The following is a 21,426-nucleotide window of genomic DNA, read 5'->3' on the forward strand; positions in this document are numbered from 1 at the left end:
AGCCTACGCGGCGTCGCTGACGGGACCTAGGGACGGGACCGTGTTGTCCGCAACAGGTGATCTTCGCCGGTCACAGCGCCGGCGTGTTCACCGGACCGGCGCCCCCATGACCGCTTCCAACAGGCTCTCCTGCAGGAAGCCCAGGTATGCGTAGACCGAGAGCTGGAACACCCGCGACGATCCGGGGTCGTCGTCCACCGCGAGATCAAGCTCGACCCGTAGGTCGGTGTCGGCGTCGAGGCCGAGCCGCACGCCCATGGCGAGCCGGGCGTCGGTGAGCGCCCGGAGCCAGGCGTCGGCGGCCTCCGGATCGAGGCTGACCTCGCCCTCCCGCTCAGGCAGCCCGGCCAGCACCGCCCCGGCCTGGTCGACCTTGCCGGTCTTCAGCTCACCCTCGGTGAACCGGCGGAACTCGGCGGAGTCGTCCGGGGCGTCCGGGTAGACGTCGGGGAACAGCCGCCGCACCACCGGATCGTCGTGGCCGAAGCCGTCGGTCAGCAGACCCACCATCTCCGCGGAGACCTTCCGCAGCACCCGCACCTCGTCCTCGGCGAGCCAGGCCACGTAGCGCTCACCCCGGCGGACGAACAGGGTGGCGGCGCCGTCGGCGCTCACACCCGGTCCACCGTCGCCCACAGCCCATGGCCGTGCAGCTGGCTGGCGTCCAGCTCCATCCGCTCCCGCGGACCGCTGGCCACCACCGCCCGGCCCTGCTCGTGGACGTCGAGCATGAGTTTCTCCGCCTCCTCACGGCTGTAGCCGAAGAGTTTCTGGAAGACCCACGTCACGTAGGTCATTAGGTTGATCGGGTCGTCCCAGACCACCACCTGCCAGGGGCCGGCGAGCGCGGCCTCCTCGCTGGGCCGCACCTGCTCGGCCACTCCGCCCTGGCGTATGTCCGCTGCCATGCCCTCCATCGTGCCACGACCGCCCGGCCGCCACCCCCGGCCGGTCGAACCGGACCCGGAGCGTCAAATAGGCTGAACGGGTGACGGCCTTGCTGACCGACCATTACGAATTGACCATGGTGAACGCGGCCCTGGCCGACGGCACCGCCGGTCGACGCTGCGTGTTCGAGGTGTTCGCCCGGCGGCTGCCCACCGGACGCCGCTACGGCGTCGTCGCCGGGGTCGGGCGGCTCGTCGACCGCATCGCCGGCTTCCGCTTCCGCCCGGACGAGATCGCGTACCTGAGCGGACGCCGCATCGTCGACGCCGACACCGCCCGCTGGCTGGCCGACTACCGATTCACCGGCGACATCGACGGCTACGCCGAAGGGGAGCTGTTCTTCCCCGGCTCCCCGATCCTCACGGTCACCGGCACGTTCGCCGAGTGCGTGGTGCTGGAGACGCTCATCCTGTCGGTGCTCAACCACGACAGCGCCGTCGCCGCAGCGGCCGCCCGCATGGTCACCGCCGCCCGGGGCCGGGGGCTCATCGAGATGGGCGCCCGCCGCACCCACGAGGAGGCGGCGGTGGCCGCCGCCCGGGCCGCCTACCTTGCCGGATTCGCGTACACCTCGAACCTGGCCGCCGGGGCCCGGCACGGCATCCCGACCGCCGGAACCGCCGCGCACGCCTACACCCTGCTCCACGACGACGAGCCGGCGGCCTTCGCCGCCCAGGTCGCCACCCTGGGGTCGGAGACGACGCTGCTGGTCGACACCTACGACATCACCCAGGGCATCCGCAACGCGATCTCCGTGGCCGGTCCCGGCCTGCGGGCGATCCGGATCGACTCCGGCGACCTGTCGGTGCTGGCCCATCAGTCCCGCGAGCTGCTCGACTCGCTGGGCGCGCCGGACACGAAGATCATCGTCTCGGGCGATCTGGACGAGTACGCGATCGCGGCCCTCGCCGCCGAGCCCGTCGACATGTATGGGGCTGGCACCTCGGTGGTCACCGGCTCCGGCGCCCCCACCGCCGGGCTGGTCTACAAACTCGTCGAGGTGGACGGCCGGCCGGTGGTCAAGCGTTCCGAGAACAAGGCGACGGTCGGCGGGCGCAAGGCCGCCGTCCGTCGGCACAAGCCGACCGGCACCGCCACCGAGGAGATCGTGGTCTCCCGTGGGGTGCCCGACCACCAGCCGAACGACCGGCTGCTGCAACGGGCCCACCTCGTCGGCGGCGAGCCCGTCGGACGGCCCACGCTGGCGGAGTCCCGCGAGCATCTGCGCCAATGCCTTATCTCGATCCCGTGGGAGGGGCTCAAACTGTCCGCAGGCGACCCGGCCGTTCCGGTCACCGCCATCACCGCGCAGTGAGGGAGTCGGCCATGACCAACGCATTGATCATCGTGGACGTGCAGCGGGACTTCTGCGAAGGCGGGTCGCTCGCCGTAGCCGGCGGCGCGCAGGTGGCGCGGCGACTCTCCGCCGCGCTGGCCGCCGGCCCGGACCGCTGGGATCACATCGTGGCCACCCAGGACCACCACATCGACCCCGGCGACCACTTCAGCCAGACCCCGGACTTCGCGACGACCTGGCCGGCGCACTGCGTCGCCGGCTCCCCCGGCGCCGACTTCCACCCGGACCTGGACACCGACCGGATCGAGGCGGTGTTCCACAAGGGCGCGCACGCGGCCGCCTACTCAGGCTTCGAGGGCGACGCCGCCGGCATCGGCCTGGCCGCCTGGCTACGGATGCGCGGCGTTACCGCCGTCGACATCGTCGGCATCGCCACCGACCACTGCGTGCGGGCCACCGCCCTGGACGCCGCGCGCGAGGGCTTCGCCGCCACCGTCCTTCTCGACCTCACCGCCGGCGTCGCCCATGCCACGACCGAAGCCGCCCTCGACGCGCTGCGCGCCGCCGGGGTCACCCTCGCCGGCGCCCCGACGACGCCCGGCTGAGCGCCCGGCCACGGCCGTTCCGCCCCGCGGTGGCCCGCGGGGACCCACAATGACCCCGTGGACGGAGCGCGGGGGCGGGTCGGTCGACGCGCAGGCGCGGCGGCCGTCGTCGCGGCGCTCGCCCTGGTCGCGGCGGACGCCCCGCTGGCCCGTTCCGGGGCGCCCAGCCGGATCGTCGGGGTGGGCGCTTTGCCAGCCGACGTCGGCGGCGAGTCGTGGGCGGCCCGGCCGGTCGAAAGCAACGGGCTACGGATGGTGGCGTCCTCCGGGCCGGACGGTTTCTCCCTGCACACCGCGTCGGGTCCACAGCGTTTCCTGCCCGGGGTCAACCTGGGCAGCACCACCCCGGGAACCGAACCGGGTCAGCTGGCGATGACCGCGGACGACTACCGCGCGTGGTTCGACGCGATGCGTCGCCTCGGCGTGCGGGTGGTCCGCGTCTACACCATCCACCCGCCCGCCTTCTACACCGAGCTGGCCGCGCACAACGACCGGCGCCCGCACGCGCCCCTCTACCTCGCCCAGGGCGTCTACCTGCCCGACGAGCACGGGTACGTCACGACCGGGAACCTATTCGAGCCGGCGCACACCACCGCGTTCGTCAACGAGCTGCGGGACGCCTCGGCGGCGGTCAGCGGGGCGCTCGCGCGGGCGCCGACGCCGGGCCGGGCGAGCGGACGGTGGACCACGGACGTCAGCCGATGGCTGGCGCTGTGGATCGTGGGCGTGGAGTGGGACCCGGTGGCCACGGCGGCGTCCGACCGTCGAAACGCCCGTGCGGCCGCGCACCGGGGCCGCTACTTCGTCAGCGGGAACGGCGCCACCCCCACCGAACGGTGGCTGGCCGCCCGGATGGACGACCTGGCCACCGCCGAGGTGGGCCGGGGGCGGTCGGCGCCGATGGCGTTCGTGAACTGGCCAACGACCGACCCGCTACGCCATCCCGAGGAGCCGAACCCACGCGAGGACGTGGTGGGAATCGACGCCAACCGGGTGTTGCCGACGCAGGCGTGGCCCGGCGGGACGTTCGCCAGCTACCACGCCTATCCGTACTACCCGGACTTCCAGCGCCACCTGCCGGCAGCGAGCCTGCTGCGCTACCGGGGCCAGCTTGACCCGTACGTGACGTACCTGGCCGCGCTCCGGTCGCACCACGGCGCCATCCCCGTCATGATCACCGAGTTCGGGGTTCCGTCGAGCGTCGGCAGCGCCCACCTGGGACCGCTCGGCCGGCACCAGGGCGGGCATGCGGAGGACGCCGCCATGGCGATCGACGCCGAACTGCTCCACGCCATCAAGGATCAGGGCCTGGCCGGTGGCATGGTGTTCGCCTGGGCGGACGAGTGGTTCAAGTTCACCTGGAACACCATCAACCGCCAGGCGCCGGCGCACCGGCGGGCGCTGTGGCACGACGCCCTCACCAACGAGCAGCACTTCGGCGTGATCGCCACCGACCCGCTCGGCCCGGCGGACGTCGGCTGGCACACCCTGTGGGAGGGCCCCGCCGGCCAGGTGGCACGCCGGGTGGAAGCGACGTTCGACGAGGCCCAGGTGCAGCTGCGGATCACCCTGGACACGCCGCGCCCGCCGACGCTGACGATCGGACTGGACACCCTGCCCACAGTCTCCGGGCCGCCGCCGCCCGGCGGCGCGTCGCGCGGCGCCGACATCGCCGTGGCGGTGGACTTGACCGGGCGGGACGCGCAGGTGTGGACCCGGCAGGAGCTGGACCCGGTCCAGCTGGACTACCGCGGCGACGCCTCGGGTCGGTTGCCGGCCGTCGGCGGCTGGCGCCCCTACGAGCTGGTGCTCAACCGGGCCGTGGTCGTGCCGACCACCGGCGAGTCGCTGCCCGCCGAGTACCTCAACGTCGGACGCCTGCGCCACGGGTCGTGGGGCCCCGGCGCCGGCGCCGACAGCCGGGCGTTGTGGCGCCTCGACGGCGGCACGTTGACAATGCGTCTGCCGTGGGCGTTGGCGGGCTTTGCCGACCCGTCGTCGTTGCAGGTGCTCACGCCGTCGTGGGGCGTGGGGGCAACGGCGCCCACCGAGGGCATCCGGTTCAGCGTCGACAGCGTCGGGGGCGGTGTCGCTGACGCCGGCGTCCTGCGGTGGGAGCCGTGGCAGCGGGTGCGACACCGGGAGCGGCTCAAGCCGTCGGCCGGACTGCTCCGGGACGCGATGGTGGCGGTGGCCGCCGACTGACCGCCCGGTGCGGCGACGGCCGGCGCCGAGATCTGTCGGGCCTCCGACACAACGGCTCGTTTGAGCGCCCCGGGCGCCTATGTTGAGGGCACTTCGGTCGCTCGACAGTGGAGGCTTGCGATGAACGGACGACGCGCGGCGTCGAGCCTGCTGGGCCTGGTGCTGTTCACGGCGGCCAGCGGCTGCGCCATCTCCTACGGTGACGCGCCGGGCTCGACCGACAGCGGGTTCGAGAAGGTGGACACCGCGGACGCCGGCTACGACGACAGCGGTGGGGTCGACGACGACGGCGGCGGCGCCAACGGGGGCGACGGTGCGGACGACACGGCCGGATCCGACGAGGATCCGGCCGCCGACCTCACCGACGACTGCGGCGCCGACGTCGAGGACGACTGCGATGATCTCGGATCAGCTCCCAGGGCGGGCGCCGGTAAGGGTGGAGCGTCCACCAAGGGCGGCCCCCGCGCCGGCGGCGGCTCTACAACGCGCGGCGGCTCGGCCAGCGGCAGCAGCCGGCCATCGGGCGGGCGCCGCTGACAGCGGGAGGGCGCGGGACCAGAAACGGTCCCACGCCCTCCCGCTGTCGAGTTCGCGGCTGTGCGGTTCGGGTCTACTTGCCCGTGATCCGGAACTCGCCCGGCTCGGTCTCGTGCTCGCCCGGCTCGACCTCCGGGGCGATGTCCGCGGAACGCTCTATGGACCCGGGGGCCAGGTGCGGGAACTTGAGGTCGAACGCCGGCCGCTCCGAGCGGATGCGCGGCATCCGGTCGAAGTTTCGCAACGGCGGCGGGCAGCTGGTCGCCCACTCCAGGGAGTTGCCGTAGCCCCACGGGTCATCGACGTTGACGGTCTGCCCGGCCTTGTAAGACTTCCACACGTTATAGAGGAACGGCAGCGTTGACAGGCCCAGCACGAACGACCCGATCGTCGAGATGGTATTGAGCGTCGTGAAGCCATCCGACTGCAGGTAGTCGTAGTACCGACGCGGCATTCCCTGGGTGCCCAGCCAGTGCTGCACCAGGAACGTCGTGTGGAAGCCGATCATCGTCAGCCAGAAGTGAACCTTGCCCAGTCGCTCGTCGAGCATCCGGCCGGTCATCTTCGGGAACCAGAAGTAGATGCCGGCGTACACGGCGAACACGATCGTTCCGAACAGCACGTAGTGGAAGTGCGCCACCACGAAGTACGAGTCGGAGACGTGGAAGTCGATCGGCGGGCTGGCCAGCAGGACGCCGGAGAGGCCACCGAACAGGAAGGTCACCAGGAAGCCGAGCGAGAACAGCATCGGCGACTCGAAGGTGATCTGCCCGCGCCACATCGTGCCGATCCAGTTGAAGAACTTCACGCCGGTCGGCACCGCGATCATGAAGCTGAGGAAGCTGAAGAAGGGCAGCAGGACCTGGCCGGTGGCGAACATGTGGTGCGCCCACACGCTCATCGACAGGGCGGCGATGGCGATGGTGGCGCCGACCAGCCCGGTGTAGCCGAACATCGGCTTGCGGCTGAACACCGGGAAGATCTCGCTGACGATGCCGAAGAAGGGCAGCGCGATGACGTAGACCTCGGGGTGGCCGAAGAACCAGAACAGGTGCTGCCAGAGCATCGGCCCACCGTGCTCCACGTCGTAGACGTGCGCGCCGAGGTTACGGTCGGCCAGCAAAGCGAAGAGCGCGGCCGCCAGCAACGGGAAGATGAGGATGACGAGCAGGCTGGTGATGAGGATGTTCCAGGTGAAGATCGGCATCCGGAACATCGTCATGCCGGGGGCGCGCAGCGTCAGGATCGTCGTGATCATGTTGACCGCGCCGAGGATGGTGCCCAGACCAGACAGGGCCAGACCGGCGATCCACAGACTCGCGCCCATGCCCGGCGAGTGCTCGACGCTGCTCAGCGGCGTGTAGGCGAACCAGCCGAAATCGGCCATGCCGCCCGGGGTGAGCGCCCCGCCCATGGTGATGAGCCCGCCGAACAGGTACAGCCAGTAGGCGAAGGAGTTCAACCGCGGGAACGCGACGTCCGGGGCGCCGATCTGGATCGGCGTGATGAAGTTCGCGAACGCGAACACGATCGGCGTCGCGAAGAACAGCAGCATGATCGTGCCGTGCATGGTGAACAGCTGGTTGAACTGCTCAGGCGACAGGAACTGCCCGCCCGGCCGCGCCAACTCAGCCCGCATGAACAGGGCCATCACGCCGCCGATTAGGAAGAACCCGAAGGCCGTGACCATGTACATGATCCCGATCTGCTTCGCGTCCGTGGTCCGCAGCAGGCGCGCGAACGCCGAGCCGTTGGCCGGTTTGCGAACCGGGTAAGCCCGCGTGACGATGGGCTTCGGTGCGACGGTGGTCACGAGGCCTCCGGTCTGGTCGTTATCCCGCTCCGGCACGGCCCGACGCTTTCGACCGGAGGTCCGCTGTAGCGGGCTCTCGATGGTCAAAGTCGACCAAGGGCGTACCTGAGGACGCAGAATAGCTCCCGGGACGGGGTCCCCCGCCCACGGGGTGGCCCGGCCAGGCCACACAAGGCGGGCCGACGCCAGGACCAGTTATCGATCATGCCGTACCCGGCGCGGTCACGCCGGGCGCACCGGCAAAGCCACAACCTGGGCGCTCGAGGTGGCCTACCGGCCCAAGGCGACCCACCTACCCGTGCGCAGAAATAGTCAAGGGCGCAGACATCGTCTACGCCCTTGCTGTTCCGGTGGAGCCGAGGGGACTCGAACCCCTGACCCCCACACTGCCAGTGTGGTGCGCTACCAGCTGCGCCACGGCCCCAGAACACTCCCGCTTTCGCGGGACTCCCGCCCCACTTGTGTGGTTTGAGACACGCCTGCTCCCGCAGGCACGGTGGAAATAGTACACACCTCCGACGGACCCACGCCGCCGGGGGCTCAGTTGTCGGCGGGATCGGCCGGGAAGTGGGCCACCGCAGCCATCATCCCGCCCTGTCGCCGCAGCACCGTTGGCCACAGGTCATCGGGACGCGGCGCCAGCGGGTCGCCGGGCAGGGCGTCGAGGACCAGCCACGAGCCGGACTCGATCTCCTCCTCCAACTGACCGGCCGACCAGCCCGAGTACCCGGTGAAGACCCGGATCCCGGTGACCGCGTCACGCAGCGCGTCCGGTCCCGCCGACAGATCGACGGTGCCGATCTGACCGGCCACCGGCTGGAACCCACGCGAACGCCGCGCGCCCGGACGGGCCCGGCCCAGGCAGATCGCCGACTCCGGCTTCATCGGACCGCCCTCGAACAGGACACCGGGAGCGGCGGCCAACTCCTGCCACCCTTCCAAAACCTCGCCGACGGGCACCTCAGTCGCCCGGTTCAACACCACCCCGAGGGCGCCACCGGGCTCGTGAGCCACCAGCATCACCACGGTCCGGTCGAAGTTGGGGTCCTTGAGCACCGGCGCAGCGACCAGTAGCTGTCCGGTGAGCGAAGCCATCAGCGGGCCTCCGGCGCGTGGCGAGCCCATCAACCAAGCCTCCTAATGGTCGGCGGCTGCTTCCAAGAGCCTGGCCAGCACGGGCGGGCCGACACAGTCGACAGTCGCCGGCTGGGGCGCGAGGGCCATGAGACGCACCATAGCCTGCCCTCGTGGCTGATGACGGCATGCCATGGACGGTGCGCGCTACGGCGTTGTCGTGAGCACGAGCAGCCTGCCGCCGCCACCATCGAGAAGCGTCCGGCCGGTCGCCGGGCCGTCCAGCTCCGCCGACACCTTGTGCAGGACGAGTTGCTTGGTGCACACCCCGCTGTCACGGTCGGCGAGAGCGCCGAGGACGACGACATCGCCGCTCTCGTGCCAGACCGGCCGCACGTTCTTGTCGCATGCGCTGCCCGCGACCTCGTAGGCGACGGCCCGGCCGTTGACGGAGGCCAGCCGATCGACCGGCAGCACGACGCTCTGCTGACCGCCGCTCGGGGTCGCCACCGGCGACGCCGCCGTCGGGGTTGCCGCCGGCGGGGACGTCCCGGGCGTTGCCGCGGGCGGGGCGACAGCCGGGTCGGCGGCGTCGGGCTCATCCGTCGGCAGCGGCGGAACCGCGGTGATCGCTGTGGGCGCGACGGCCACCCGGGCGACGTCGCCGCCAAGCTCCTTAATCGTGAACAACCAGGCCGGGACGTCGGCCAGGCCGCGGCTGGTGGCCAAGGGAACCGTGCCGAGCCGGACGGCGGCAACGGTCAGCGCCGCCGCGCATGGCTTGGTCGGGTTGGCCGCGGACGGCTGTGGTGAGGCCACGCCGGCGCCGGGCAGCCCCAGCTGGGGAACGAGGCAACCCGCTGGCTCGCCGGCGTCGAGCTGGCCGAACGCGGCCGCGGCGGGGACCAGCGCAACCTGCTGTTGCGCGCCGTCCAGATAATTGATCTTGCCGCTGCCGGGCGTGGGCGCCGGCAACACGGCTCCCAGGCGGTACCAGCCGGCCTCGAACGCCTGCCGGGTCTCCGGATCAAACCGCAGGCCCTGGCTCGGCACGGTCAGCCCCTGTAGCGGGATGAAAGCAGTGGTCCAGGTGGCGGCGCCACCGGCCTGCCGCCATGCCTGCGCGAGCGCCTCGGCGCGGACGCCGAACCGGGTCTCGGCTGGATCGCTGGGGCGGCTGCCGCTGTCCGTCGGCTGGGCGCACGCCCCGACAGCAGTGACGGCGAGGCCCACGCCGAGCGCGGCGAGGCGTCGGGCGGGACGGGGCGGGACGGACGTCTGGGTCGACGACGCGCCGGGGGTCATCTCAGGTCGTTTCACGCGTCCGGTCATACCCGCTGGGACGTGCGCCGACGCGCGCCGGTTCCCGGCCCGGAACCGGCGCGGACGAAGAAACGCGGCGGGGGCGGACGTCACATGACGTCCGCCCCCGCCGCGTCTTGGGGGTGGAGGTGCCGGGAATTGAACCCGGGTCCTTCGCCGCTTTGCCAGGGCTTCTCCGAGCGCAGCTCGCTGTGTCTCTACTTGACCCCACCAATCACGCGAGCGAGTTGGTGTGACGGGCCCAGCCGCTGTTTAATCTCACCGTGCCGCCCCCGCGACCGGGGCGAACTGGCCAGCCTTCTCAATGATGCCGGCAACTAGGTCGAAGGCGCTCCTAGACCGACAGCGGATCTCAGTCTCGTCAGGCGACGAGAGCGAGATCGTTGCGCGAAAGAGTATTCTTCTCGGCGCTTATTGTTTTCCGACGACGATTATCGAGACGACGTCGGCTTCCTCGGCTCGCTTCTCCTGCCTCACCGTACGAAGTCGAAACCAGTCACCCCCCTGGGTGCTCGGGTGCGTAGCCCCCCAATCGTAACGCGTGCTGTCCAGCGGTAAATCCCGCCCGGCGCATGACGATCCGCCGACGGCGCATCCGGTGATCGCGTCGACGCCCCGGAGGGTGAACCGGAACCGCACCGACCCGCCCGCCGGCACCGCCTCACGCGGGTCGAGCGCGGTGAAAACAGCCTGACCGGACCGCCACTGGCCGACCGCTCCTCGGACCTGGCCCAGCTCGGCGCCCCTCGGCGCGGTGACCACGACCCGCCAGCCTGAGCCGGCGACCCGGCCCGGATTTCCGACAACGACCTCGGTGACGACCCGGCTCTCATCCGACCGGACCGTCCGGTAGCCGGCGATCCACTCGATCGTTGGCTGGCCACCGGGGTTCGGCGGCGGCACCCGCGTGGCGGTCGGGGCGCTCCCGGGACCGGGCGGGCCGCCGGGCTGGCCCGGACGCGCCGGAGCGTCGCCACGTGACGGCGAGGGATCAGGGGTCGTCGCCGCGGCTGGCGCCGGCGTCGCCCCCGCCACCGTCGGCGGGCCGGCGGCCTGGCCCAGGCCGCCCTCGGCCGGCGCCCCGGGGCCAACCTGGCCGTCCTGGCCGCCGCCGGGCCCCATGCCGAGCGCCGGCAACACGCGCGGGGCCACCAGCCAGCCGCCGATCACCACGGCCACCAGCACGACCAGCGCCCCCGCGGCAGCCCCCAGGAGCATCGCCCGGCGCTGGCGCGCGCTGGAGGTGTGCGGGTCAGCTGCCAGGTTTCGTGACGCCGTCGACTCCAGCGTCGACGGCAGGAGTCGCCGGTGGTCGGCCCCGGACGGCAACGGCAGCTCCACGGACGACCACTCCTCGGAGATGTCAGCGGCAGGTTGCGGAGCGGCGGGCCTGAGTCCGATCGGCTGAGCCGACTCAGCAAGCTCAGCCCCGGCCCCGGCCCCGGCGGATGGAGGCGTGCGCTGCCGACCCGGTGGCCGGTACGGAGGAGTGGTCCCGGTGGCCAGGCGGTTGAGGGCCGCCGGAAGCCGGGTGTTCAGCATGAGTTGGTAGGCGCGCAGCAGCCGATGGCGGCGTAACGTCCCCTGGACGCCGAAGAAGCCGGTCTGGGTCATCGTCAGCCGGCAGCCGACCTCGGTCGCCGTCAGCTCCCAGCTCACCCGGGAGCGGCCCTGCTCCTCGTGCCAGAGCATGACGACGCGTCGCGGGGCGGCCACCTCGACCAACTCGCCGTCGATGGGGCCGTCAAAGCCCGCGAGGCCATCCGGACAGAGAACGAACGACCGTCCCTCGTAGGGCTCGAGGTCGGTGGGCATGAGCCAGTCCCCGAGGACGGCCCGGTCGGTCAGCGCCCGCCAGACCCGCTCCACCGGATGCCGGAGATCAACATCGATGAGAATCTCGGCCATCGGAGAAGCATAGGCGCTCAGCGCATACCTTTGGCGCGTCGGCCGAGCGCCCTGGCGATTTCACGGTCTGCGTCCCGCTTGGCGAGATCCTGCCGCTTATCATAGGATTTTTTACCTTTGGCAAGTCCGATCTCGACCTTGGCCCAGCCATCGGAGAAGTACAGCTGAAGCGGCACCAGGGTGAGGCCGCTCTGATCCAGCTTGCCGAGGATCTTGTTCAGCTCCGCCCGGTGGAGCAGGAGCTTGCGGGTACGTCGGGGCTCATGGTTGGTCCAGGTGCCCTGGGCGTACTCGGCGATGTGCAGGCCGTACAGGTAAAGCTCGTCGCCGCGCGGCTGCGCGAAGGCGTCCGCCAGCGAGGCTCGGCCTGCCCGCAATGACTTGACCTCGGTGCCGCTGAGGACCAGGCCGGCTTCGTACGTGTCGAGAATGGTGTAGTCGTGCCGGGCCCGCTTGTTGGACGCGACGACCTTGCGTCCCTGCTCGCGCGGCATCAGCCCTCACCCTCTCTCCGCTGGACGGTCGCGCCATGCTACCGCCCGGCCGCGAGGGCGGCGTCGCCAATACGAGCGCGGCCAGCAGCGCGGCGCAGGCTCAGCAGAAGCAGGAAGGCAACCAGCGCAAGGGCTGCACGGGGTAGCCGTCGACACGCACCTCGAAGTGCAGGTGGTAGCCGGTGGAGGCGCCGGTGGTCCCGACGCGTCCGATCACCTGGCCGGCGCGGACCCACTGGCCGTCCCGGACCGCGATCCGGGACTGGTGGGCGTAACAGGTGGTGAGGCCGCGTCCATTCATCCGACCGTGGGACAGGCAGGTGAAGTTGCCGTAGCCGCCGTTCCACCCGGCGCGGATCACCTGGCCGTCGGCTGCCGCGTAGACCGGCGATCCGGCATCGGCGGCGATGTCGACACCGGCGTGCAGCTGCCACACCCCGTAGAAAGGGTCGAACCGAGAGCCGAAGTCGCTGCTCTTCCAGCCGTCAGCCGGCATCAGGAACAGCGCTCCGGCCCGCCAGGAGCGGCCGGACGAGCCGCGCCGGCCTTCCCAGGCCCGAAGCTGGGCGGCGATCCTGGCTTGCTCGACCCGGGCCTGGCGGTATCGGGCCAGGCTGGCGACGCGCTGGCTGCGGGCCAGCGCCAGAGCGGAGGCGCGCTGCGCGACGAGGGCGGTGACTCGCGCCGCGGCCTGGCGGGCGTCGGCCTCGGCGGCCCGGGCCCGCCGAAGGGCCGCGACCGCTTTGGCCTCCGCCGCCGCGGCGACCCGACGCGTGGACTCAGCGGCGTTCGCGTCGTCCTTGGTGGCCCGGCGCAGCGCCACCAGGTCGTCGACGGCCTGCTGACGGTGGGTGACCAGGATGTTGGCGTAGCCCGAGCGTAGCGTCAGCTCGCCGGGGTTCCTGGCTGCCAGCACAGCGTTGACGGTGACCAGGCCCGCCCCGCGGTAGGTGGCAGCGATGAAGTCGCTGACCCGCTGGCGGGCGATCTCGACCCGCGTGACGCTCGCGGCGTAGCGGCGGTCGGCGGCGTCGGCGGCGTCCCGGGCCAGGTCGGCCTTCCGACGGGCGGTGCCGGCCTCGACCGTCGCCCCCGCGACGACTCCCCGCGCGACGGCGACGCGCTCCTGAGCCAGCGGCAGCGAGGCGTTCACAGCGGCCAGGCTCTGGGCGGCTGCCTGCGCCTGGGTGGTCGCGCCTTCCAGAAGCGCCGATGCCCTGGCCACCGCGGCGCGGGCGGCCTGGTCGTCGGTTCTGGGATCGGCCCACGAGCGGCCAGGCGTGGCAACGCTGCCGACGAGCAGACACCCCAGGGCGGCCACAACCATCGCGCGCGGCCGGAACCGGCGACTGGCGAACACGGTGAACCTCCCGCCTCAGCGTGAGAATCACCGTATCCGAGACACACCTGCCATTTCAGGAACTTCAGTCATTCCTGCCCCAGCAGTGTCGGCAGCTAGACCCGCAGGTAGAAGCGCAGGGTGACCCAGGCTGTCACGGAGCTGACGAACGTCCCGACGCCCAGCATGATCGGCAGCGTCCAGAAGATCGTGCTCCACTTGACGACCGTCAGGTACTCAGTCAGCGACGACAGGTCGCCGTCGATGAGGAACGCCTTGCTGGCCGCCATGAGCCCGAACGCGATGAGCGCGCCGGCGATCCCGGCGAAGACCGCCTCCAGCACGAACGGCGCCTGGATGAACCAGTTCGACGCGCCCACCAGCTTCATCACCGCGACCTCACGCCGCTTGTTGAACGCCGCGACCTGGATCATGTTGCCCACCAGGAGCAGGGCGGCGAAGGCCATGATGCCGGCCACCACCAGGATGATCAGCTGAAAGGTGTCGAAGATCTTGAAGATCCGGTCCAGCAGGTTCCGCTGGTCGACGATCTGGTCGATGCCCGGTGTGCCGTTGTAGCGGGTGAAGACCTCGCCGAACTGCGTCGGATCCTTCAGCTTGAGCCGGAAGGACTCCGGCAGATCGCCCGGCTTGACGCTGTTCACCAGGTCAGGAGCATCGCTGAAGATGCGCTTGAAGTTCGCGTACGCCAGGTCTTTGCTCTCGTAGAGGACCTCGCGGATCAGCGGGTCGGCGCGGAGCTGGGAGTCGAGGCCGCTGCGCTGATCCTCGGTGATCGTGTCGACGAGGAAGACCGAGACCTCAAGCTTGGCGTAGTAGAAGTCCTCCATCTGGCCGACCTGCTTGAAGCCCACGTAGCTGGCGCCCACCATGGTCAGCGACACCGCCATGGTCACGATCATGGCGATGGTCATCGTCAGGTTGCGCCAGAGCCCCACCAGCACTTCGGACAGGACGTACTTCGCGCGCATCGGGTTTCCTTCCGTTGCGATCCGCGTCCGGAGCGGCTGGCGCCCGGCGCGGCAGGTCGTTGGTGGTCGGCATCACTACGGCGACGCGGCGCGGCGCCCGGCGGAGGTGACTCAGCCGTAGACCCCGCGCGCCTGGTCTCGCACGATCCGACCACTGTCGATCTCGATCACCCGACGTCGCATCTGGTTCACGATGTTGGAGTCGTGCGTCACCATCACCACGGTGGTGCCGGTCCGGTTGATCCGGTCCAGCAACCGCATGATCTCGATGGAGGTGTCCGGGTCGAGGTTTCCGGTGGGCTCGTCGGCCAGCAGGATCAGCGGCCGGTTCACGAACGCGCGGGCCACGGCCACACGCTGCTGCTCGCCGCCGGACAGCTCGTGCGGGTACCGGTGCTCCTTGCCCCCGAGGCCGACCAGCTCCAGCACCTCGGGAACCACCCGCCGGGCCACCGCCTTGGTCTTCCCGATCACCTCAAGAGCGAACGCGACGTTCTCGTACGCGGTGCGGTTCGGCAGCAGCCGGAAGTCCTGGAACACGCAGCCGATGGTGCGTCGGAAGGCGGGAATGCGCCACGAGCGCATCGAGGTCAGGTCCTTGTTGTTGACAATGACCTTGCCCTTGTTCGGGGTGACCTCGTGCAGGAGCAGCTTGATGATCGTCGACTTTCCGGAACCGGACGGTCCGATGAAGAAGACGAACTCGCCCTTCTCGATGCCGACGCTCACCTCGTCCAGTGACGGGCGGGACGCCTTGGGGTACGTCTTCGTCACATGCTCAAGCTGAATCACGGGTGCAGAGTCTACGCGCTGAGCCCAGAACGCCAAGTCCGGCGGGTCGCTCCGAAGAAGTTACGCGTCCTGTGCGCTGATCTGCTGCTGTTTGCGCCAGCGGATGCCGGCCTCGACAAAACCGTCAAGCTCGCCGTCGAAGACCGATGACGGATTGCCCGTCTCGTGCTCGGTCCGTAGGTCCTTGACCATCTGGTAGGGATGGAGCACGTATGAACGCATCTGGTCGCCCCAGGAACCGGCCGCGTCAGCCTTGAGGCCCTCCATCTTGGCCTGCTCCTCCTGCCGCTTGCGCTCCAGCAGCCGGGCCTGGAGCACCCGCATCGCCGAGGCCTTGTTCTGTAGCTGGGACTTCTCGTTCTGGCAGGTCACGACGATCCCGGTGGGGATGTGCGTGAGCCGGACGGCGGAGTCGGTGGTGTTGACGCTCTGTCCGCCGGGACCCGAGGAGCGGTAGACATCGACCCGGATCTCGTTCTCGGGAATCTCGATCGAGTCGGTCTGCTCCACCACCGGCAGGACCTCCACGCCGGCGAAGCTGGTCTGCCTGCGGCCCTGGTTGTCGAACGGGCTGATCCGGACCAGCCGGTGGGTGCCGGCCTCGACTGAGAGGGTGCCGTACGCGTACGGGGCCTTGACGGCGAAGGTGGCGGACTTGAGGCCGGCCTCCTCGGCGTACGAGGTCTCGAAGACCTCTGTCGGGTATCCGTGCCGCTCGGCCCAGCGCAGGTACATCCGCATGAGCATCTCGGCGAAGTCCGCGGCGTCCACGCCGCCGGCGCCGGCGCGGATCGCGACCAGCGCCTCCCGCGAGTCGTACTCGCCGGACAACAGGGTCCGAACCTCCAGCTCCTCGATCGCCTTGCCGAGGCTGGTCAGCTCGGCGCCGACCTCGGCAAGCGAGTCGGCGTCGCCCTCGGCCTCGGCCATCTCCAGCATGATGTAGGCGTCGTCGAGCCGGCCACGCAGCGAGGACAGCTTGCTGATCTCGCCGTTGACGTAGGAGAGGCGCGAGGTGACCGACTGGGCCCGGGCCTGGTCGTCCCACAGATCGGGCGCGGAAGCCTGCTCCTCGAGGGCGGCCTTGTCCCGGTGGAGGCGGTCGACATCGAGCACGGCCTCGATGGAGCGCATGGTGGCGTCGAGGCCCTTGAGCTGGTCGGCGAACTCGGGAGCGGTCACAGCCGACAAGCCTACCGTGACGGTCCGCGGGCGTTTCGCGCACGCGCACCGTCACAGTAGGCGGCACCGACGGTCAGAGATTCTTGAGCCAGGCCAGCGCGGCCTTGTGGTAGGCCGCGGCGAAATCAAGCGCGGCCGCGCCGTGCTCGTCGCCCTCTTTGCGGGCCTCCTTGGCCTGCTCCTTGACCTGGCTGAGGGACTCGGTGTGGTAGCTGTGCGCGCCTTCCTTGAGCGCCTTGAGCTGACTGGCGCTGTGTTGCGGGGCGAAGGCGATCCGCAGGGCGATCGGGTTGCGGAGCGCGTCGCGGCCGGGGACCTCGCCGAGCCACTTGCTGAATGCCCGCTTGCCGGACGCGGTGATCGCGTACGGCTGGGACGAGCGCGGGCCGGGCTTGCCCAGCCGGACGTACCCGAGGTCAGCCAGGACCGGGAGCTCCCGGTAGACCTGGCTGCGGGTCATCGACCAGTACGGGCCGAGGCGCCGCTCGGCTTCGGCCATGAGCTGGCCGCCGGTCATCGGACCGGAGTGCAGCAGCCCCAGGAGGGCGGCCGCGGTCGGGTTGATCGCAGAGTCTGCCATGACTCCACATTGCCACGCTTTATCCGGTAGGTCCAGCATATCCGATTTTTGCAGTTTGTGTCTTCTGTAGTGGACTGTCTTCCGGCGACAGTCCACACCAGGGCGCCTAGCGGCGCCCGTCACCGATGATCCGATCTGGGCTTTTAGTCCGCTTTATTCCCGTTACATACGTGAACGCAGCTCCCACAACTCGGGATAGAACCGCACCGGGGTCCGCGAGCGCAGATACCCGCTGCCGGACGAGCCACCCGTCCCCGTCTTCGTGCCGATCTGGCGCTCCGCCATGAGCACATGCCGCGATCGCCACAGGGCCCACGACTGATCGTGCTCGACCAGCGCCTCGGCCAGGTCCCACAGCGGGCCGTGCCGCTCCCGGTCCCGGGCGATCGTCAGATAGGAGGCGAAGCGCTGCTCGCTGGAGTCCACCTCGAACCCGGCCTTGGCCAGCACGGCCAGGAACCCGTCCCAGAGGCTGGGCTCGGCCAGTCGGCGACTCAGCCGGGCCTGCTCGACCTCTGACAGGCCCTTGAACCGGCTCAGATAGCCCGGGTCCTTGAGACCGGACAGGAACTCCAACTCCCGGAACTGGGCCGACTGGAACCCCGAAGCCGGCGCCAGCTTGCTCCGGAAGGCCACGAAGTCCTGTGGCGTCATCGTGTCGATGACATCGACCTGGTGAACCAGCACCCGCCCGATGACCTGACAGCGCTTCAGCCGCACCCGCGGCAGGTACGCCTCGCCGGCCATCATCCGGTCCCGGGCGTCCGAAAGCTCGTGCAGCAGCTGCTTGAACCACAGCTCGTACACCTGGTGAATCGTGATGAACAGCAGCTCGTCGTGGGCCGGCGGGTTCGACTCGAGCACCTGCTGGTCCAGCAACTCCCCCACCCGCAGGTAGCTGCCGTAGGTGAGCAGGCCGCCCTGCTCGCCGAAATGTGGATCGAAATCCACGAATCCTTCGTTGTTGGTCATGCCCCGACGCTACCGCCATGATCAGCTCGGTCGGCAAGGACCGACGCCCCGCCAGGCGAGAGCGCTGGCGGGGCGTCGGGAGGCGCTGTGACCGGCCTCTCGGGCCGGCCGGGAGAAGGTCAGGCCATGTGCGGGTAGGTGTGGTCGGTCGGCGGCTCGAAGGTCTCCTTGATGGTCCGCGGGGAGACCCACCGGGCCAGGTTGTGCCAGGAGCCAGCCTTGTCGTTGGTGCCCGAGGCGCGCCCGCCGCCGAAAGGCTGCTGCCCGACGACAGCGCCGGTCGGCTTGTCGTTGATGTAGAAGTTGCCGGCCGCGAAGCGCAGCGACTCGCTCGCCTCGGCCACGATCCGGCGGTCGTTGGCGAAGATCGAGCCGGTCAGCGCGTACGGGGCGGCCGACTCGGCCTGGGCCAGCGTCTCCCGCCAGGCGGCGTCCTCGTAGACGTGCACGCCGAGGATCGGACCGAAGTACTCGGTCGTGAAGATCTCGTGCGTCGCGTCCGCGCCGGCGACCACGGTCGGCCGGACGAACCAGCCCTCGGAGTCGTCCGCGGTCCCGCCGGCCAGCACCGTGCACGACGACGAGTTCTTGATCCGGTCCAGCGCCTCGCTGTGCCGGGCCCACGCCCGACCGTCGATCACCGCTCCGCCGAAGTTGCCGAAGTCGGCCACGTCGCCGTACGTCAGCGAGTCGGCGGTGGCGGCCAGCCGGTCGCCCAGGCCGGCATCCCACAGCGAACGCGGCACATAGGCACGCGACGCCGCCGAGCACTTCTGCCCCTGGTACTCGAACGCGCCGCGGATCAGCGCGGTGTGCAGGGCGTCGGCGTCGGCGCTGGCGTGCGCGAAGACGAAATCCTTGCCGCCGGTCTCGCCGACCAGCCGCGGGTAGCTACGGTAGGAGTCGATCCGCTCCCCGACGGTCCGCCACAGATGCTGGAACACGCGGGTCGAGCCGGTGAAGTGGATACCGGCCAGGTCGGCGTCCGCCAGGGCCACGTCCGAGACGGCGATGCCGTCGCCGGTCACCATGTTGATGACGCCCGGGGGCAGCCCGGCCGCCTCGAACAGGCGCATAGTGAAGTGCGCCGAGAACTGCTGGGTCACCGACGGCTTCCAGACCACCGTGTTGCCCATCAGCGCCGGCGCGGCCGGCAGGTTCGCCGCGATCGCGGTGAAGTTGAACGGGGTGACCGCGTAGACGAAACCCTCCAGCGGGCGGTGGTCGAACCGGTTCCAGATCCCGGCCGAGGACGCCGGCTGCTCGGCCAGCAGCTTGCGACCGAAGGTGACGTTGAACCGCAGGAAGTCGATCAGCTCGCAGGCGGCGTCGATCTCGGCCTGGATCGCGGTCTTCGACTGGCCCAGCATCGTCGCGGCGTTGAGGGTGTCCCGCCAGCCGCCGGCGAGCAGCTCAGCGGCGCGCAGGAAGATCGCCGCCCGGTCCTCGTAGGCCAACGCCCGCCACATCGGGGCCGCGGCCTTCGCCGCGGCGACCGCGGCCGCGGCGTCGGCGGTGGTGGCATTGCCCGTGACGCCCAGCACGTGGTGACGCCGGTGCGGGGCCACGACATCGAGGGCCTCGCCGCCGGCCATCCGCTGCCGGCCGTCGATCGTCATGGGCAGCTCCAGCCGCTCTCCGGCCAGCTCACCGAGCCTCCGTCGCAGGCTCGCCCGCTCGGCGGTGTCTGGGGCGTAGCTGCGAACCGGCTCGTTCCGGGGCTCCGGAACCGCGATCACGGCGTCCATCGAATGCTCCTCCAAGGGCAAGGGGATGAGGTCAGCGCAGGTCAGCGCCGCTACCCATCGGCCGGGCGGGCGGCTTTCCGCGACCTCGCCATCCTGCCATGGTCGCGGCGCCGCCCGGCCAGGGTCGCGGCCAGCCCGCGTAGCCTGGGCCGGTCAAAGCGTCAGGACCGGCCCGGACGGGCCGCCGGCGCCGCCGCCGAGCCAAGGAGCCGAGGGTGTCAACGCAGCCCCCCGCCCGTCCGCGCCCCCAGCGGGGGGTGGCCGTCCTCGCCGCGCTGGCGTTCCTGTGGCTGGCGGGGACGCTGTGGTCAGCGCACCGGTCGATCGAGGCGACGACCGGGGTGGTGGCGCTCGCGGTGTCCGCGTACGCCCTCCCCGGGCTGGTCGGCGCCGCCCTGGTCGCCGGGCTCGGCGCCGGGCTGCTGACGCTGCGCCGGGTCGACCCGGCGCTGACCCGTCCGGTCGGGTTCCGGTTCGTGGCGGCGCTCGGGGCGGGGCTGGCGGTCGCCCTGGCTGCCGGCGGGGCGTTCGCTGCGGTCGCCGGGGGCGACCCGCAGCGGCTCATCCTGGCCGCCACGCTCGCCGGGGCGGCGATCCTCGGCGGGGCGCTCGCCGCGAACCGGGCGCCACACACCCAGGCCGGGGTCGTGGCCGCCGCGCTGGCGATGTTCGTCACCGGACTCGCCCTGGCGTTGGCGCGCGGCCCGGTCTTCGACTGGCTGTACGAGCCGTCGGCAGCCGACCGGGTCGACGCCGAGACCTGGTACGCGATCCTCACCGCGCTCATCGGCGGTGTCGCCGCCGGCGTCGTGGCGTACAGGGCGCTTCGGCGCCGCCGGAGCCGCTGGCTCGCCTACCTCGTCGCCGGCGCCGGACCTGGCGCGCTGCTGCTGATCGGCGAGGTGATCATCCGGATCGGCGGATCGTCGTTGCTGTACCTGACCCGCCAGATCAGCGACGCTGACCGGACCATGCAGCAATGGACCGACGGCTCCCGGATCAACCACGCCATGGTGGTCATGTTCCTGGGCGGGATCGTCGCGCTCGTCGGGTACGGGCGCTCGCTCGGACCGGGTCAGCGCAGCTGATCCAGCTCGGTGCGGTCATACCATTCCAGCTCGTGATCCTCGACCGAGTCCACGACGAACTGGGCGTCCTCGTCACCGGCAGCGGCCTCCGCGATCCGGGCGAGCGCCGCGACGACGTCCGGCTCCGCGCCAGCGCCGTCCACATGGACCGCGGCCACCGCGGACGCCGGAACCGGCCCGGCCAGCGTCACCGTACTGTCCCCCAACTGCTGGCTGGCCGGGCGCACCGCCGCCGACGGCAGGTCGACGCTGATCACCACGCGCCGCGGCGGCGCCTGCGGCATCCCGACCAGGATCCGCAGGGCGCCCTGGGCCGCGCGGGTGAACGCCACGTACTCCAGCTCCTCCTCGTCGCCCTCGGCGTACCACTCACGCAGGTGCGGGGTGACCGCGTGCGCCTCGACGACCGACAGCTGCCCACCGTCGCCCAGCTCGCTCAGCGACCGAGTGGTCGCGCTCAGGTACACCCGGACTGACGTGTCGCCCACCGTGTGACGCCTCTCCTCGCGCGGTCGCCGGCGCGGCGGCG

At 70.9% G+C, this 21,426-nt stretch carries 20 protein-coding genes, 1 tRNA gene, 1 other RNA gene and 1 pseudogene; 6 read left to right on the plus strand and 17 right to left on the minus strand.

All coding sequences use genetic code 11. The annotated features are described in order from the left end of the window. Positions 1–87: 87 nt before the first annotated feature. Both ABD287_RS11255 and clpS read right to left on the minus strand, forming a co-directional pair. Positions 88–636, minus strand: coding sequence for a DUF2017 domain-containing protein (locus ABD287_RS11255; protein WP_344172003.1), 549 nt, complete (start codon positions 634–636; stop codon positions 88–90). Next, positions 612–908, minus strand: a complete 297-nt coding sequence (clpS, locus tag ABD287_RS11260; RefSeq protein ID WP_344172005.1) for an ATP-dependent Clp protease adapter ClpS — start codon at positions 906–908, stop codon at positions 612–614. Before clpS ends, ABD287_RS11255 begins: the two co-directional genes overlap by 25 nt. Before the next feature lie 80 nt (positions 909–988). On the opposite strand from clpS, the gene ABD287_RS11265 reads away from it, so the two are divergent. From ABD287_RS11265 to ABD287_RS11280, 4 genes are all read left to right on the plus strand, one after another. Continuing rightward, a complete protein-coding gene (locus tag ABD287_RS11265) occupies positions 989–2,263 on the plus strand; it encodes a nicotinate phosphoribosyltransferase (RefSeq protein ID WP_344172007.1) in 1,275 nt (424 codons plus the stop codon). Between the two features lie 11 nt (positions 2,264–2,274). After that, complete coding sequence (locus ABD287_RS11270) at positions 2,275–2,850, plus strand: isochorismatase family protein (RefSeq protein ID WP_344172009.1); 576 nt, start codon at positions 2,275–2,277, stop codon at positions 2,848–2,850. Between the two features lie 57 nt (positions 2,851–2,907). Then, positions 2,908–5,055 (plus strand): hypothetical protein, encoded by a 2,148-nt coding sequence (locus ABD287_RS11275; protein ID WP_344172011.1) that lies wholly within the window; start codon positions 2,908–2,910, stop codon positions 5,053–5,055. Between the two features lie 120 nt (positions 5,056–5,175). Beyond that, complete coding sequence (locus ABD287_RS11280) at positions 5,176–5,592, plus strand: hypothetical protein (protein ID WP_344172013.1); 417 nt, start codon at positions 5,176–5,178, stop codon at positions 5,590–5,592. Positions 5,593–5,665: 73 nt separating this feature from the next. Here ABD287_RS11280 and ctaD read toward each other — a convergent pair whose 3' ends face one another. The 5 genes from ctaD to ssrA form a co-directional block, all read right to left on the minus strand. Beyond that, a complete protein-coding gene (gene ctaD / locus ABD287_RS11285) occupies positions 5,666–7,405 on the minus strand; it encodes an aa3-type cytochrome oxidase subunit I (RefSeq protein WP_344172015.1) in 1,740 nt (579 codons plus the stop codon). 351 nt (positions 7,406–7,756) lie between these two features. After that, positions 7,757–7,829, minus strand: a tRNA-Ala gene (locus ABD287_RS11290). A 116-nt stretch (positions 7,830–7,945) separates the two neighbouring features. Further along, positions 7,946–8,500: a YqgE/AlgH family protein gene (locus ABD287_RS11295; protein ID WP_344172017.1), complete on the minus strand. Its 555-nt coding sequence runs from the start codon at positions 8,498–8,500 to the stop codon at positions 7,946–7,948. Positions 8,501–8,686: 186 nt separating this feature from the next. Continuing rightward, the gene (locus ABD287_RS11300) at positions 8,687–9,799 is read right to left on the minus strand and encodes a hypothetical protein (protein ID WP_344172019.1); all 1,113 of its coding nucleotides are present in this window, start codon (positions 9,797–9,799) and stop codon (positions 8,687–8,689) included. Positions 9,800–9,922: 123 nt separating this feature from the next. Next, positions 9,923–10,306: a transfer-messenger RNA gene (ssrA, locus tag ABD287_RS11305) on the minus strand. A 403-nt stretch (positions 10,307–10,709) separates the two neighbouring features. Between ssrA and ABD287_RS11310 the strand changes: the two genes are divergently transcribed. Further along, the gene (locus ABD287_RS11310) at positions 10,710–11,210 is read left to right on the plus strand and encodes a hypothetical protein (RefSeq protein ID WP_344172021.1); all 501 of its coding nucleotides are present in this window, start codon (positions 10,710–10,712) and stop codon (positions 11,208–11,210) included. A 197-nt stretch (positions 11,211–11,407) separates the two neighbouring features. Here the strand turns inward: ABD287_RS11310 and ABD287_RS18540 are convergent. The 9 genes and pseudogenes from ABD287_RS18540 to pruA form a co-directional block, all read right to left on the minus strand. After that, positions 11,408–11,710 (minus strand): annotated as a pseudogene (locus ABD287_RS18540) (SRPBCC domain-containing protein); the annotation flags it as partial. Positions 11,711–11,727: 17 nt separating this feature from the next. After that, positions 11,728–12,204, minus strand: a complete 477-nt coding sequence (smpB, locus tag ABD287_RS11315; RefSeq protein WP_344172023.1) for an SsrA-binding protein SmpB — start codon at positions 12,202–12,204, stop codon at positions 11,728–11,730. A gap of 100 nt (positions 12,205–12,304) precedes the next feature. Then, a complete protein-coding gene (locus tag ABD287_RS11320; protein WP_344172025.1) occupies positions 12,305–13,564 on the minus strand; it encodes a M23 family metallopeptidase in 1,260 nt (419 codons plus the stop codon). A 95-nt stretch (positions 13,565–13,659) separates the two neighbouring features. Next, positions 13,660–14,535 (minus strand): permease-like cell division protein FtsX, encoded by an 876-nt coding sequence (gene ftsX / locus ABD287_RS11325; RefSeq protein WP_344172027.1) that lies wholly within the window; start codon positions 14,533–14,535, stop codon positions 13,660–13,662. Between the two features lie 111 nt (positions 14,536–14,646). Next, positions 14,647–15,327, minus strand: a complete 681-nt coding sequence (gene ftsE, locus ABD287_RS11330; protein WP_344172029.1) for a cell division ATP-binding protein FtsE — start codon at positions 15,325–15,327, stop codon at positions 14,647–14,649. A gap of 60 nt (positions 15,328–15,387) precedes the next feature. Continuing rightward, a complete protein-coding gene (gene prfB, locus ABD287_RS11335) occupies positions 15,388–16,509 on the minus strand; it encodes a peptide chain release factor 2 (protein ID WP_344172031.1) in 1,122 nt (373 codons plus the stop codon). Between the two features lie 73 nt (positions 16,510–16,582). Then, the gene (locus ABD287_RS11340) at positions 16,583–17,089 is read right to left on the minus strand and encodes a PadR family transcriptional regulator (RefSeq protein ID WP_344172033.1); all 507 of its coding nucleotides are present in this window, start codon (positions 17,087–17,089) and stop codon (positions 16,583–16,585) included. Positions 17,090–17,251: 162 nt separating this feature from the next. Continuing rightward, on the minus strand, positions 17,252–18,061 hold the full coding sequence (locus ABD287_RS11345; protein WP_344172035.1) for a tryptophan 2,3-dioxygenase family protein: 810 nt from the start codon (positions 18,059–18,061) through the stop codon (positions 17,252–17,254). 119 nt (positions 18,062–18,180) lie between these two features. Beyond that, positions 18,181–19,809, minus strand: a complete 1,629-nt coding sequence (gene pruA, locus ABD287_RS11350) for an L-glutamate gamma-semialdehyde dehydrogenase (RefSeq protein WP_344172037.1) — start codon at positions 19,807–19,809, stop codon at positions 18,181–18,183. A 215-nt stretch (positions 19,810–20,024) separates the two neighbouring features. Between pruA and ABD287_RS11355 the strand changes: the two genes are divergently transcribed. Beyond that, positions 20,025–20,897, plus strand: a complete 873-nt coding sequence (locus ABD287_RS11355; protein WP_344172039.1) for a hypothetical protein — start codon at positions 20,025–20,027, stop codon at positions 20,895–20,897. Here ABD287_RS11355 and ABD287_RS11360 read toward each other — a convergent pair. Beyond that, a complete protein-coding gene (locus ABD287_RS11360; RefSeq protein WP_425565602.1) occupies positions 20,885–21,385 on the minus strand; it encodes a DUF6912 family protein in 501 nt (166 codons plus the stop codon). The two genes, ABD287_RS11355 and ABD287_RS11360, sit on opposite strands and share 13 nt — an antisense overlap. Positions 21,386–21,426 lie beyond the last annotated feature (41 nt).

This window comes from Pilimelia columellifera subsp. columellifera (assembly GCF_039532605.1).
Taxonomy (GTDB): domain Bacteria; phylum Actinomycetota; class Actinomycetes; order Mycobacteriales; family Micromonosporaceae; genus Pilimelia; species Pilimelia columellifera.

Bases quoted from the DNA above. Each gene is read 5' to 3' on its own strand.
- smpB (WP_344172023.1), bottom strand. From the start codon at position 12,204: ATGCCGCGCGAGCAGGGACGCAAGGTCGTCGCGTCCAACAAGCGGGCC.
- ABD287_RS11295 (WP_344172017.1), bottom strand. From the start codon at position 8,500: ATGGCTTCGCTCACCGGACAGCTACTGGTCGCTGCGCCGGTGCTCAAG.
- clpS (WP_344172005.1), bottom strand. From the start codon at position 908: ATGGCAGCGGACATACGCCAGGGCGGAGTGGCCGAGCAGGTGCGGCCC.
- pruA (WP_344172037.1), bottom strand. From the start codon at position 19,809: ATGGACGCCGTGATCGCGGTTCCGGAGCCCCGGAACGAGCCGGTTCGC.
- ftsX (WP_344172027.1), bottom strand. From the start codon at position 14,535: ATGCGCGCGAAGTACGTCCTGTCCGAAGTGCTGGTGGGGCTCTGGCGC.
- ABD287_RS11345 (WP_344172035.1), bottom strand. From the start codon at position 18,061: ATGACCAACAACGAAGGATTCGTGGATTTCGATCCACATTTCGGCGAG.
- ABD287_RS11270 (WP_344172009.1), top strand. From the start codon at position 2,275: ATGACCAACGCATTGATCATCGTGGACGTGCAGCGGGACTTCTGCGAA.
- ABD287_RS11340 (WP_344172033.1), bottom strand. From the start codon at position 17,089: ATGGCAGACTCTGCGATCAACCCGACCGCGGCCGCCCTCCTGGGGCTG.
- ABD287_RS11280 (WP_344172013.1), top strand. From the start codon at position 5,176: ATGAACGGACGACGCGCGGCGTCGAGCCTGCTGGGCCTGGTGCTGTTC.